This window comes from Mycobacterium sp. (assembly GCF_025933915.1).
Classification (GTDB): Bacteria; Actinomycetota; Actinomycetes; order Mycobacteriales; family Mycobacteriaceae; genus Mycobacterium.
Window position 1 is genome coordinate 1 of sequence record NZ_JAICZA010000006.1, and the last position, 12658, is coordinate 12658.

General features: G+C 67.2%; 12 protein-coding genes and 1 pseudogene. 9 read left to right on the top strand and 4 right to left on the bottom strand.

Translation table 11 applies throughout. The features are described 5' to 3' along the window. Window positions 1-510 (top strand): annotated as a pseudogene (locus Q0W90_RS01600) (DNA polymerase III subunit delta); the annotation flags it as partial. Window positions 511-525: 15 nt separating this feature from the next. Here the strand turns inward: Q0W90_RS01600 and rpsT are convergent. Then, entirely contained in the window at window positions 526-786 is a 261-nt protein-coding gene (gene rpsT / locus Q0W90_RS01605; protein WP_297597422.1) for a 30S ribosomal protein S20, read from the bottom strand. A gap of 135 nt (window positions 787-921) precedes the next feature. Between rpsT and Q0W90_RS01610 the strand changes: the two genes are divergently transcribed. The 4 genes from Q0W90_RS01610 to Q0W90_RS01625 are packed head-to-tail and all read left to right on the top strand — an operon-like array spanning window position 922 to window position 5153. Further along, window positions 922-2607: a circularly permuted type 2 ATP-grasp protein gene (locus Q0W90_RS01610; RefSeq protein WP_297772867.1), complete on the top strand. Its 1686-nt coding sequence runs from the start codon at window positions 922-924 to the stop codon at window positions 2605-2607. Next, a complete protein-coding gene (locus Q0W90_RS01615; protein WP_297772822.1) occupies window positions 2607-3584 on the top strand; it encodes an alpha-E domain-containing protein in 978 nt (325 codons plus the stop codon). Before Q0W90_RS01610 ends, Q0W90_RS01615 begins: the two co-directional genes overlap by 1 nt. Next, window positions 3584-4423: a transglutaminase family protein gene (locus Q0W90_RS01620; RefSeq protein ID WP_297698466.1), complete on the top strand. Its 840-nt coding sequence runs from the start codon at window positions 3584-3586 to the stop codon at window positions 4421-4423. Before Q0W90_RS01615 ends, Q0W90_RS01620 begins: the two co-directional genes overlap by 1 nt. A 19-nt stretch (window positions 4424-4442) precedes the next feature. Continuing rightward, entirely contained in the window at window positions 4443-5153 is a 711-nt protein-coding gene (locus Q0W90_RS01625) for a hypothetical protein (protein WP_297772826.1), read from the top strand. A 12-nt stretch (window positions 5154-5165) separates the two neighbouring features. On the opposite strand, the gene Q0W90_RS01630 is transcribed toward Q0W90_RS01625, so the two are convergent. After that, window positions 5166-6008 carry a ribonuclease Z gene (locus Q0W90_RS01630; protein WP_297597414.1) on the bottom strand — a complete coding sequence of 281 codons (843 nt, stop codon included), beginning with the start codon at window positions 6006-6008 and terminating at the stop codon, window positions 5166-5168. A 167-nt stretch (window positions 6009-6175) separates the two neighbouring features. Here Q0W90_RS01630 and Q0W90_RS01635 point away from each other — a divergent pair, with 167 nt between their 5' ends. After that, window positions 6176-6604 carry a CBS domain-containing protein gene (locus Q0W90_RS01635; protein WP_297597412.1) on the top strand — a complete coding sequence of 143 codons (429 nt, stop codon included), beginning with the start codon at window positions 6176-6178 and terminating at the stop codon, window positions 6602-6604. A 15-nt stretch (window positions 6605-6619) separates the two neighbouring features. On the opposite strand, the gene Q0W90_RS01640 is transcribed toward Q0W90_RS01635, so the two are convergent. Continuing rightward, window positions 6620-7222 (bottom strand): type II toxin-antitoxin system PemK/MazF family toxin, encoded by a 603-nt coding sequence (locus Q0W90_RS01640; RefSeq protein ID WP_297772828.1) that lies wholly within the window; start codon window positions 7220-7222, stop codon window positions 6620-6622. A gap of 141 nt (window positions 7223-7363) precedes the next feature. Between Q0W90_RS01640 and lepA the strand changes: the two genes are divergently transcribed. After that, on the top strand, window positions 7364-9226 hold the full coding sequence (gene lepA / locus Q0W90_RS01645; RefSeq protein ID WP_297772869.1) for a translation elongation factor 4: 1863 nt from the start codon (window positions 7364-7366) through the stop codon (window positions 9224-9226). Window positions 9227-9228: 2 nt separating this feature from the next. Continuing rightward, on the top strand, window positions 9229-9987 hold the full coding sequence (locus Q0W90_RS01650; protein ID WP_297772830.1) for a sensor domain-containing protein: 759 nt from the start codon (window positions 9229-9231) through the stop codon (window positions 9985-9987). Between the two features lie 67 nt (window positions 9988-10054). Here Q0W90_RS01650 and Q0W90_RS01655 read toward each other — a convergent pair whose 3' ends face one another. Next, the gene (locus Q0W90_RS01655) at window positions 10055-12013 is read right to left on the bottom strand and encodes a glycoside hydrolase family 15 protein (protein ID WP_297597424.1); all 1959 of its coding nucleotides are present in this window, start codon (window positions 12011-12013) and stop codon (window positions 10055-10057) included. A 215-nt stretch (window positions 12014-12228) separates the two neighbouring features. On the opposite strand from Q0W90_RS01655, the gene Q0W90_RS01660 reads away from it, so the two are divergent. Beyond that, window positions 12229-12432 carry a hypothetical protein gene (locus tag Q0W90_RS01660; protein ID WP_297597407.1) on the top strand — a complete coding sequence of 68 codons (204 nt, stop codon included), beginning with the start codon at window positions 12229-12231 and terminating at the stop codon, window positions 12430-12432. Window positions 12433-12658: the final 226 nt, after the last annotated feature.

Sequence of the window (12658 nt, forward strand, 5' to 3'; positions counted from 1 at the left end):
ACCGCGATGCTGGACGCGGTCGGCTCCGATCTGCGGGAGTTGGCGTCCGCCTGCTCTCAATTGGTCGCTGATACCGGCGGGGTGATCGACGCCGCCGCGGTGCGCCGTTATCACAGCGGCAAGGCTGAGGTGAAGGGCTTTGACATCGCCGACAAGGCGGTGGTCGGCGACATCGAAGGAGCCGCCGAGGCGCTGCGGTGGGCGATGATGCGGGGGGAGCCCCTGGTGGTGCTGGCGGACGCGCTGGCCGAGGCGATTCACACCATCGGCCGCGTCGGCCCGCTGTCGGGGGATCCCTACCGGCTGGCGTCCCAGCTGGGAATGCCACCCTGGCGGGTGCAGAAGGCCCAGAAACAGGCCCGGCATTGGTCGCGCGACACGGTCGCGACGGCGATGAAGGTTGTGGCCGCGCTCAACGCGAACGTCAAGGGGGCGGTGGCGGACGCCGACTATGCCCTGGAATCCGCGGTCAGAAAGGTTGCCGAGCTAGCCGCCCAGCGCAGCCGATGACGTCGGCGGTAGGCCTCAGAGCTTGTTGAGGGCCTGCGCCAGCGACGACTTCTTGTTGGCCGCCTGATTCTTGTGGATCACGCCCTTACTGGCGGCCTTGTCCAGCTTGCGGTTGGTCGACACCAGCAACTCGGCGGCCTTGTCTTTGTCCCCGGCGCCGGCGGCCTCGCGGAACGCGCGGACAGCGGTGCGCAGCGACGACTTCACCGACTTGTTGCGCAGGCGAGCGCGCTCGTTCGTCTTGTTGCGCTTCTGCTGCGACTTGATGTTGGCCACGCTCGAGTTCCTTCTTCGATCAGACGTTTGGTTGGGCGCCGGAAACCACCACAGCGATTGCCCAGGTTATCAGTGAGTTACGTTTTCTCCCAAAACGGGAACACGTGGGCTGCCAGAACGTCAATTTGAGGCAGCATCTGCACAGTGAGTCTGACGAACCAGCTTGAGGAGACCACGCGGGGTTTTCGTGCTGCGCGCTCTGAGCGCATTTTCGGCGGATACAACACGTCCTCGGACGCCTACGAGATGGCCTTCGATGAGATGTTCGACGCCCAGGGCGCGGTTCGCGGCCCCTACAAGGGCATCTATGCCGAGCTCGCGCCGTCGGACGCCTCGGAGCTGAAAGCCCGCGCCGAAGCGCTCTCCCGCGCATTCCTCGATCAGGGCATCACCTTCTCGCTGTCGGGCCAGGAGCGGCCGTTTCCGCTGGACTTGGTGCCGAGGGTCATCTCCGCGGCCGAGTGGACCAAGCTGGAGCGCGGTATCACCCAGCGGGTCAAGGCGCTCGAGATGTACCTCGATGACATCTACGGCGATCAGGAAATCCTCAACGACGGGGTGATCCCGCGCCGCTTGATCACCTCCTGCGAGCATTTTCACCGCCAGGCGATGGGCATCGTGCCGCCCAACGGCGTGCGGATCCACGTCGCCGGCATCGACTTGATTCGCGACGAAAAGGGCAATTTCCGGGTCCTCGAGGACAACCTGCGCTCGCCGTCGGGCGTCTCCTACGTGATGGAGAACCGGCGCACCATGGCGCGCGTCTTCCCGAACCTGTTCGCCACCCATCGCGTGCGCTCGGTGGACGATTACGCCGCCCACCTGCTGCGGGCGCTGCGCAGCTCCGCGGCCACCAACGAGGCCGACCCCACGGTGGTGGTGCTGACCCCGGGCGTCTACAACTCGGCGTATTTCGAGCATTCCCTGCTGGCCCGTCAGATGGGGGTCGAGCTGGTCGAAGGACGCGACCTGTTTTGCCGCGACAACCAGGTGTATATGCGCACCACCGAGGGGGAGCGCCAGGTCGACGTGATCTATCGGCGCATCGACGACGCCTTCCTGGACCCGCTGCAGTTCCGTGCCGACTCCGTGTTGGGGGTGGCGGGCTTGGTCAACGCCGCTCGCGCCGGGAACGTCGTCATCTCCAGCGCGATCGGCAACGGCGTCGGCGACGACAAACTCGTCTACACCTACGTGCCCACCATGATCGAGTACTACCTGGGCGAAAAGCCGCTGCTGGCCAACGTGGAGACGCTGCGCTGCTGGCTCGACGACGAACGCGAAGAGGTGCTCGACCGGATCGACGAGCTGGTCCTCAAGCCGGTCGAGGGATCCGGCGGCTACGGGATCGTGTTCGGTCCGGAGGCCTCCCAGAAGGAGTTGGCGGTCGCCGCCAAGAAGATTCGCGACGATCCGCGGAGCTGGATCGCCCAGCCGATGATGGAACTGTCGACCGTGCCGACGCAGGTCGGCAGCGCGCTGGCGCCCCGCTACGTCGACCTGCGCCCGTTCGCGGTCAACGACGGCAACGACGTGTGGGTGTTGCCCGGCGGGCTGACGCGGGTGGCGCTGGTCGAGGGGTCACGGGTGGTCAACTCCAGCCAGGGCGGTGGCTCGAAGGACACCTGGGTGTTGGCATCGCGGGCGTCGGCCGGCGACCATGAGCTCGAGGCGGCGGAGGTGGTGCGCTCGTTGCCGTCCTCCATGCCCGACCCCATGTTGGACGACTCGCCGCCGCTGACGCCGCAACAGCCGCAACCCACCGAACAGCCTCTCCGCGAGCAGCTCGAGCAACAGCAGCAGCGCAGGGTGGTGCGCTGATGCTGGCGCGTAACGCCGAGGCGCTCTACTGGATCGGCCGCTACGTCGAGCGCGCCGACGACACCGCGCGAATTCTGGACGTGGCGCTGCACCAATTGCTCGAGGATTCCAGCGTCGACCCGGATCAGGCTTCGCGGCTGCTGCTGCGGGTGCTCGGCATCGACCCGCCGGACCATGACCTGGACGTGTGGTCGTTGACCGATTTGGTGGCCTATAGCACCAACGCCCAGGGTGGGTGCTCGATCGTCGACGCCATCACCGCGGCACGGGAAAACGCGAAGTCGGCGCGGGAGGTGACGTCCAGCGAGATATGGGAGTGCCTCAACACCACCTACCACGCCCTGCCCGAACGCGAACGCGCCGCCAAACGACTTGGGCCACACGACTTCCTGTCGTTCGTCGAGCGGCGGGCGGCGATGTTCGCCGGCTTGGCCGACTCGACGCTGTCGCGCGACGACGGATATCGCTTCATGGTGTTGGGCCGGGCGATCGAGCGGGTCGACATGACCGTGCGGCTGTTGCTGTCGCGGGTCGGGGACAGCGCCTCGTCCCCGGCGTGGGTGACGCTGCTGCGCTCGGCGGGTGCGCACGATACCTACCTGCGCACCTACCGCGGTGTGCTCGATGCGGGCCGAGTGGTCGAGTTCATGCTGCTCGACCGGCTGTTTCCGCGTTCGGTGTTCTATTCGCTGCGGCTGGCCGAACACAACCTCGACGAACTGGTCCACACTCGGCAGAGCCGGATCGGGGCCACCGCGGAGGCCCAGCGGTTGCTCGGGCAGGCCCGCAGCGAATTGGAGTTCGTCCAGCCCGGCGTGCTGCTGGAGACGTTGGAAAGCCGATTGGCGGGCCTGCAGCGCACCTGCCGCGATGTCGCAGAGGCCTTGGCGCTGCAGTACTTTCACGTCACGCCGTGGGTGGCGTGGTCGGATGCCGGCCGGCGCGCCCGACTGGTCAGCAGGAAAGAGAACGGCTGATGTGGCGGCTGCGGGTGGTGCACACCACGGGGTACGCCTACCAGTCGCCGGTGACCGCCTCCTACAACGAAGCCCGGCTGACCCCGCGGTCGAACAACCGCCAGAACGTCATCCTCAACCGCGTCGAAACCATCCCGGCGACCCGGTCCTACCGCTACATCGACTATTGGGGCACCGCGGTGACGGCGTTCGACCTGCACGCGCCGCACACCGATCTCACGGTGATGTCCTCCTCGGTCGTCGAGACCGAGCGCGCCGAGCCGGTGGCCACCGAGGTGGGCTGGAGCGATCTGCGCTCGGATGCGGTGATCGACCGCTTCGACGACCTGCTCCGCCCCACGGAGCACACCCCGGCCAGCAAGCGGGTGGCGTCGGTGGGCAAGAAGCTCAGCAAAACCCACGGGCCGGCCGAAGCCGTTGTCGCCGCGTCCAATTGGGTGCGCGACGAGCTGGACTACCTTCCGGGAACCACCAGCGTGCACTCGTCCGGTCTGGACGCGCTCAAAGAGGGCAAGGGCGTCTGCCAGGACTTCGTGCACCTGTCGTTGATGTTGTTGCGCGGCATGGGGATTCCCGCGCACTACGTGTCGGGCTACGTGCATCCCAAACCTGACGCCGCCGTCGGGGACACCGTGGACGGGCGAAGTCACGCCTGGATCGAGGCATGGACGGGCGCGTGGTGGAGCTATGACCCCACGAACGACGCCGAGATCACCGAGCAGTACGTCGGCGTGGGGGCGGGCCGCGACTACGCCGACGTTTCCCCGTTGAAAGGCATCTACTCCGGAGAGGGCGCCACCGACCTGGACGTGACCGTGGAGGTCACCCGGCTCGCCTAGCGGGTAATACCGTTGCGTGATGAACGATGCACCCGAGGGCGCGACTCGGCTCGACGCGAGCCACCCCGGCCGCGGCGGGCCGCCCCTGACGTCGCTTTCCCTGCTCTGCATCGGCCTGCTGTTCGGCGGGATCGCGATCGGAGTCGGGATGGGTGGCGTCATGCCGTTGCCGTACGGCCCGGCGAGTGCGGTGGCGGCGTACGTGCGTGCCCAGCCGGCGGCGGTGCGCGTCATCGCCGTCGCGACGTTCGCGTCGTCGGTCCCGTTGGCGATCTACGCGGCGACGGCCGGCGCGCGGTTGAGGCAACTCGGAGCCAGCGCCGCGGCCGCCACGATCGCGCTCACCGGCGGCATTTTGGCCGCCGGGGCGCTCGCTCTCGCCGGATTGCTGGGTTGGACGATGTCGTGGCCGGAAGTCAATGCCGACACTGCGTTGGTCAGAGCGCTCTACCTGCTGGCCTTTCTCACCGGCGGCGCGGGCCACATCGTGGCGTTGGGCCTGCTGGTGGCCGCGATGGCGGCGCCCGGGGCCACCCGGGGAGTGCTACCCCGGCCGGTCGCCCGGATCGGCCTGGCGACGGCCGTCCTCGCCGAATCGGCGGTGGCGGTGCTGATCCGGCCCGCGCTGGGTGTCATATTGCCGATCGCGCGGGTCTCGGTGTTGACCTGGTTGGTAGCGGCCGCTGTCTCTATAACCCGTGCGGCACAACGGGATTCGTCGGTCCGGTGAGCGTCGGCAGTGTCAGGATTGTGCGTCCACCTGAATCCGGTGCAGGTCGTCGCCGAGCTCGATGCGTCCACCGAATTCTCCGGCCGCGAGCGCGCGCCACTGTTCTTCCTGGCCGGGCACGAGCGCCGGCACATAGTGCGTCATGACCAGGGTGTCCACGCCCGCGCGGGCCGCGGTGGCGGCCGCCTCTTCCACCGACGAGTGGTAATCGCAGATGTCGACGAGCCGCTGCTGCGGGATGGTGGCGACGATGTCCTTGCGGATCACGGTGTGCACCAGTGCGCCGGCACCGGCCGCCAGCTCGTCCAGGCTCGCGCACGGCACGGTGTCGCCGGCGAGCACCACCGACGCCGCCTCGTATTCGATGCGGAATCCGATGGTCGGGGCCACCGGCCGGTGATCGGTGGGGGCCACCCGGATCGCGACGCCGTCGCGGTCCCATACGGGACCCTCGGTGTATTCGCGGACCTCGACGGCCGGCGGCGCATTCAGGTCGGCGTGATGGGCGATCCGGTAGCCGATGTCGTGGTGGAATGCCTTCAGCGTCGCCTCCACCAGCTCGCCCGTGCCGGGCGGCCCGATGATGGCCAGCGGCGCGGGATCGGGGATGAAGGTGCTGATCCACCGCGTGATGAGGACGTCGCCGAGGTCGCCGACGTGATCGCTGTGCAGGTGGGTGAGCAGTAACGCCGACAATCCGGCCGCGCCCACCCCGACGGCCGCCGCGCGCTGGAGTACTCCACGCCCGCAGTCCACCAAAAACACCTGCCCGCCGGCCCGCACCAGGGTCGACGGCCCGGCGCGGTTCGGGTCGGGGATCGGACTTCCGGTGCCCAGCAGAGTGACCTCGATCATGGCCCCATCTTGCAGGCCCACTCGTGAACAGTGGCCCAATCGAGCGATTCGGCCGGTCTTCGGCGCTTGGACACGATCTGTTCGCAGGTTCTGTTGGTGGCTTTGCCGCCGCGCGACTTAGCCGTAGCCTGGTGTGAAGCGGATCACAAACTCGGCTGGAGGCCTTGATGCGGATAGCGGACGTTTTGCGGAACAAGGGCGCGGCGGTGGTGACCATCAACCCGGACGCGACGGTTCGTGAGTTGCTTGCGGGTCTGACCGAGCAGAACATCGGCGCCATGGTGGTGGTCGGCGCCGAGGGCGTCGTCGGCATCGTGTCGGAGCGCGACGTCGTACGCCAGCTGCACACCCATGGGGCCAGCGTGCTGTCCCGCCCGGTGGCCAAGATCATGACCAGCATGCTGGCCACGTGCACGAAGACCGACGAGGTCGACGCCATCAGTGTCCTGATGACCAAGAACCGGGTGCGCCACGTGCCGGTGCTGGACGGGAAAAAGCTGATCGGCATCGTCAGCATCGGTGACGTGGTGAAGACCCGGATGGAAGAACTCGAAGCCGAGCAACAGCAGCTGCAGTCCTACATCACTCAGGGCTGACGGGCCCGGCGGAAATCAGCGCCAGGAGTAGTCGGCGCGCAGCCGGGCCGCCACCACATCGAAGATCTCGCGATCCAGGATGGCGCCCTCGCGGCGAATGCCCTCTTCGGGCACGTCGAGCACGCGGTCCAGCCGGACCCAGCTGGATCTTCCCTCGTAATCCCAACTGCCAGAACCGATTCCAATCCACTCGGGATCGGCGGCGTGGCGTTCCTGGCTGGAGACCATCAACCCCAGCAGGACGCCGCGGTCACGCCCGACGACCAGCACGGGGCGGTCCTTGCCCCGGCTGGGATCGTCCTCGTAGACCACCCACGTCCAGACGATCTCGCCGGGATCGGCGCGGCCGTCCAAGCTCGGCGCGTACACCAGCCTGCGGGCCCGCTGCGCGGTGGGCAGGCTGCTGCTGGTCACCGGCCGTCCGGTGACCGTCGCGTCGGACGGTGGCGGCGCCGCGGCGGCGATGACGTTCGCGGTGATCCGCACGGCCTGCTGCAGCTCGCGCAGGACGGTCTGGGAATTCTGTACGTGCCGCGCCAGCCGCGGGGCCCCGTTGAACACCAGATTCTCGGCAAACCGCTGGAACGTCTTCCACTGCGATTTCCGGGCAGAGGCCATGTTCGCAGCATAGACGCGAGCAACCGGGCGTGACTGTGTCCAAGTAGGTCTCCACGACCCTGCATAGATACGCTGGACATGCCCGCGAACCGCCAGTAAAACGGCCGCGCGGCGCCCCCCACGTTTGAAGTAGACCAGGAGATCCCCATCAGCAGTTTCGCCGACAAGACCTTCACCGCGCCGGCGCAGATTCGGAACTTCTGCATCATCGCCCACATCGATCACGGCAAGTCGACGCTGGCCGACCGGATGCTGCAGCTCACCGGTGTCGTCGATGAGCGCTCGATGCGTGCCCAATACCTGGACCGGATGGACATCGAGCGCGAGCGCGGGATCACCATCAAGGCGCAGAACGTGCGGCTGCCGTGGAAAGTATCGGGGGACCAAGCCGCCGAAATGGACTATGTCCTGCATCTGATCGACACCCCGGGCCACGTCGACTTCACCTATGAGGTGTCGCGCGCGCTCGAGGCCTGCGAGGGCGCGGTGCTGCTGGTCGACGCCGCGCAGGGCATCGAGGCCCAGACCCTGGCCAACCTCTACCTGGCGCTGGACCGCGATCTGACGATCATCCCGGTGCTCAACAAGATCGACCTGCCGGCCGCCGACCCGGACCGCTACGCCGGTGAGCTCGCCCACATCATCGGCTGCGACCCGGACGATGTGCTGCGGGTGTCCGGCAAAACCGGTGCGGGAGTGGCGGAGCTGCTCGACGAGGTGGTGCGCCAGGTACCGCCCCCGCAGGGCAAGTCCGACGCGCCGCTGCGGGCGATGATCTTCGACTCGGTCTATGACATCTACCGCGGCGTGGTGACCTACGTCCGGGTCGTGGACGGAAAGATCACCCCGCGCGAGCGCATCGCGATGATGTCCACCGGCGCCACGCACGAACTGCTCGAGGTCGGCATCGTCTCGCCCGAACCGAAGGCCAGCGACGGCCTGGGTGTGGGCGAGGTCGGCTACCTGATCACCGGGGTCAAGGACGTCCGCCAGTCCAAGGTGGGTGACACCGTGACGACGGCCCGGCGCGGCGCCGCCGAAGCGCTGACCGGATACCGCGAACCCAAGCCGATGGTCTACTCGGGTCTGTACCCCGTGGACGGTTCGGACTACCCGGACCTGCGCGACGCTTTGGACAGGCTGCAACTCAACGACGCGGCCCTGACTTACGAGCCGGAGACCTCGGTGGCGCTGGGCTTCGGATTCCGTTGTGGCTTCCTGGGTTTGCTGCACATGGAGATCACCCGTGAGCGCCTGGAGCGCGAATTCGACCTGGATCTGATTTCGACCTCACCCAACGTGGTCTATCGCGTGATCAAAGAGGACGACACCGAAATCGTCGTGACCAACCCATCGGACTGGCCGGAGGGCAAGGTCCGCGCGGTGTACGAGCCGGTGGTGAAGACCACGATCATCGCGCCCAGCGAATTCATCGGCACCATCATGGAACTGTGCCAGTCGCGCCGCGGCGAGCTCGGGGGGATGGACTACCTGTCGCCCGAACGCGTCGAGCTGCGCTACACGATGCCGTTGGGCGAGATCATCTTCGACTTCTTCGACTCCCTGAAGTCACGCACCCGCGGCTACGCCAGCCTCGACTACGAGGAGGCCGGCGAGCAAGAGGCCCAGCTGGTCAAGGTCGACATCCTGTTGCAGGGCGAGGCGGTCGACGCGTTCAGCGCCATCGTGCACAAGGACGGTGCCTCCGCCTACGGCAACAAGATGACCACCAAGCTCAAAGAGCTGATCCCGCGCCAGCAGTTCGAGGTGCCGATCCAGGCGGCGATCGGATCGAAAATCATTGCGCGCGAGAACATCCGCGCCATCCGCAAGGACGTGCTGTCCAAGTGTTACGGGGGTGACATCACCCGCAAGCGCAAACTTCTGGAAAAGCAGAAGGAAGGCAAGAAGCGGATGAAGACCATCGGGCGGGTCGACGTGCCGCAGGAAGCGTTCGTCGCGGCGCTGTCCGCGGACGCGGCGGGGGACAAGGGCAAGAAGTAACGATGCGGATATTCAGAGCGGCGGCGATGCTCGCGGCGGCCGCCGCGGTGTTGACGGGCTGCGGCACGGTGGTGGGTGGCACGGCGAAACCGGCACCGAACCTGAAGCCACGGCCGCTCAGTGGTGCGACGGTCAGCAAGGTGCTTCTCGACGGCGTGACGCTCTCGCGGATGCTCGACCAGACCTTGGTCTCCCGCGATCCGGCCCAGGTCGGCGGTCCCGAGAAGCTCTTCCAGGTCAGGCGGTCGACGTCGCAGGCCGGTTGCCTGGGCGTGACGGCGATGCTGCAGAAGAGCGTGTACCGGTCTGCCCAAGTCAAAGACGTCGCGTCGGAGTCGTGGTGGAACAACGGCGAACCGGCCCAGGTGATCACCGTGATGGAGGGCATCGTCACGCTGCCGTCGGCCTCGGAAGCACAGGCACTGTTCGCGCAATTCTCCCAGCAGTGGCAACAGTGCAACGGCATGACGACGTCGGAACAGACCGGCCCGATCAGCACCACGAACGTCATCAGCGATGTGCGCGGCACCGCCACCACCGTCGCGGCGACCAAAACCGCGACCTCGGTGTTGCCCAACATGCCGCCCCTGCGGCCAACCCCGCAGGGGCGTGCCATCGGTATCCGGTCGAACTGCCTGGTCGAGGTCGAGGTGGTCTTCTTCGGCGGCCGGCGATCCACCGACCCGGGATCAGCCGACATCAACACCAGCGCACTCGACATCGCGCACGCCATGATGGACAGGGTCAACGCCCTGAGCTGACCGCGACGGCCTGATGGCGGCGACCCGCTTCGCCCGGCTGCGCCGCACTTGCGATCGCCGCTGCAGGCTACATCGGCGCGTTGGCGGGCTGGAACATCCCGGAGCCGTCGGCTTCCTCCTCGGCCCGGATCACGTGTACCACCGCGTTGATCAGCGCCAGATGGGTGAATGCCTGCGGAAAGTTGCCCAGCTGCCGCCCGGTGCGCGGCTCGATCTCCTCGGCGTAAAGGTGCAGCGGGCTGGCGAAGGACAGCAACCGCTCGCACAGGCGCTTGGCGCGCCGCACCTCCCCGATCTCGACCAGCGCCGACACCAGCCAGAACGAGCAAATCGTGAAGGTGCCCTCCTCACCGGACAGCCCGTCGTCGGTCTCCTCGACCCGGTAGCGCAGCACCAGGCCTTCCTGGGTGAGTTCGTCGGCGATCGCCAGCACGGTGTTGCGCACCCGCGGGTCGTCCGGTGGCAGGAAACGCGTCAGCACCACCAACAGCAGCGAGGCGTCCAACGCGTCGCTGCCGTAGCGCTGGGTGAACACCCCGCGCGAATCCACGCCGTGTTGCAGGATGTCGGTCTTGATCTCCTCGGCGATCGCCCGCCACTGCTGGGCATAGCTCTTCTCGCCCTGCCGCTCGGCCAGCTTCGCCCCACGGTCGAGCGCCACCCAGCACATCACCTTCGACGACGTGAAGTGCTGCGGTTCCCCACGCACCTCCCAGATTCCGCGGTCTGGCTCACGCCAGTGCTTGATCGCCTCCTCAACCTGCTTCTTCAGCACCGGCCACAACGTCTCCGGGACTTGCTCACGCGACTTGGCGTGCAGGTAGAAGGAGTCGAGGATGGAGCCCCAGATGTCGTGCTGGACCTGGTCGAAGGCGCCGTTGCCGACTCGCACCGGCCGCGCCCGGTCATAGCCGGACAGGTGATGCAGCTCTTCTTCGACGAGACTGCGCTCGCCGCCCACGCCGTACATCACCTGCAGCGGGTGCCGCTCGTCGTGGTTGGCCCCCGAGACGTCGGCGATGAAGGCGAAGAAGTCGTCGGCCTCGCGATCCAGCCCGAGCGTGTAGAGACCCCACAACGCGAACGTGGAGTCGCGCACCCACGCGTAGCGGTAATCCCAGTTGCGTTCGCCCTGGGGGGTCTCCGGCAGCGACGTGGTGCTGGCGGCGAGCAGCGCGCCGGTGGGCGAGTAGGTCAAGCCCTTCAGCGTGAGGGCACTGCGCTGCAGGTACGCCCGCCACGGGTGGTCCGGGAAGTTACCGATGTTGATCCACTGCCGCCAGCATTCGGTGGTCTGCCACATCTTGTGGGCAGCTTCTTCGTAAGTCTGCGGCGCCGGGTGTTTGGTCCAGCTCAGGGCGACGAACACGTCGTCGCCCTCTTTCATCCGGGTACGTGCGCGCGCTTCCCGGCCTTCCAGCCCGATCCGCAAGTTGGTGGTGAGTCGCATCGTCGGGTGGGCGTCGGGTTGCTTGGCGGCGCGCGCGATGGCCTCACCGTAGGCGGTGGCGGAGTATTCCCAGGTGGCCCCGACCCGGTGGTAGTCGAACGCCGGCTCGCAGCTCATCATCAGTTCGACGGTGCCGCTGACGCAGCGCACGGTGCGCAGCAGGATGTGCTCGGCATCCCAGTCCATCGGGGTGCGGCGATGCGTCCGCGACCGGCGGTCGAGGTCGTGCCAGGGGCCCATCACCAGGGCGTCACGCACGATCAGCCACCCGGTGTGGGTCTGCCAGGTGGTCTCCATGATGAGGCTGCCCGGCAGATACCGGCGGGCCGACGGCACCGAGACGCCGTAGGGGCCCAACCGGAAATGGCCGGCGCTGCGGTCCAGGATCGCCCCGAACACGCTTGGCGAGTCCGGCCGCGGCACACACAGCCACTCCACCGACCCGGCCGGGGAGATCAGGCAGGTGTTTTCCCAGTCCGACAGGAACGCGTAATCGGCGATCGGCGGAAAGGGATTCCGCAGGGCCGCACTGGGGGCAAGGGGACCGGGTGTGCGCAGGTCGATGGATGACGACATCGATGTCGCGGCCGCCGCTTGAAACGCTTCCTCGGGCATGGTCTCGACCGGTTGGGCCGGTTGATCGTCGGACTGAACATGCAGAACCATCTGGACATCATCGACCGCGCGGCGGCCCTTCGTCCAACGTTTCGCCGAGGCGGCGTGCCGCGCACGCACCCGCGAGGCGCGCGCCGATCCTCACGCATTGGTTTTCGGCGGCGGGGCCGAATAGGGTGAGCTCCGTGAACGCGTTCCTCAATTGGTGGGACGGCAACGAGCTGTGGCTTTCGGGGCTCCCATTCGTGCTGCAGGCCATGGTGGTGATGCCCATCGTGCTGGCGGTGGCCTACGGGACGGCGGCCCTGCTCGACAGCCTGCTCGGCAAGGGCATCGAGTTGATGCGTCGTACCCGCCGAGCCGCTGGGACACCCGGGTAACGCCTATGCCTCGGTCGCACGTGACGCTCGTTCTTCTCATCTTGCTGGCGCTGGTGATCGGCACGTGGTTGGTCACCCATTTGATGCACCGGTAAGGCGCCGGGCGCGTCTGCCCCGCCCCCGGCTGCGGTGGCGGCACCATCGATTCCTGTTAGGCTTCCCGCCATGCGTGTGGCATATGGCATTCCGGGGCGCTATGCCTTCGTGCACTGTTGTCGCTGACTCC

Coding starts and splice junctions, on each gene's coding strand:
- Q0W90_RS01615 (WP_297772822.1), top strand. CDS start 2,607: ATGCTGGCGCGTAACGCCGAGGCGCTCTACTGGATCGGCCGCTACGTC.
- Q0W90_RS01620 (WP_297698466.1), top strand. CDS start 3,584: ATGTGGCGGCTGCGGGTGGTGCACACCACGGGGTACGCCTACCAGTCG.
- Q0W90_RS01625 (WP_297772826.1), top strand. CDS start 4,443: ATGAACGATGCACCCGAGGGCGCGACTCGGCTCGACGCGAGCCACCCC.
- Q0W90_RS01630 (WP_297597414.1), bottom strand. CDS start 6,008: ATGATCGAGGTCACTCTGCTGGGCACCGGAAGTCCGATCCCCGACCCG.
- Q0W90_RS01635 (WP_297597412.1), top strand. CDS start 6,176: ATGCGGATAGCGGACGTTTTGCGGAACAAGGGCGCGGCGGTGGTGACC.
- Q0W90_RS01640 (WP_297772828.1), bottom strand. CDS start 7,222: ATGGCCTCTGCCCGGAAATCGCAGTGGAAGACGTTCCAGCGGTTTGCC.
- Q0W90_RS01650 (WP_297772830.1), top strand. CDS start 9,229: ATGCGGATATTCAGAGCGGCGGCGATGCTCGCGGCGGCCGCCGCGGTG.
- Q0W90_RS01655 (WP_297597424.1), bottom strand. CDS start 12,013: ATGTCGTCATCCATCGACCTGCGCACACCCGGTCCCCTTGCCCCCAGT.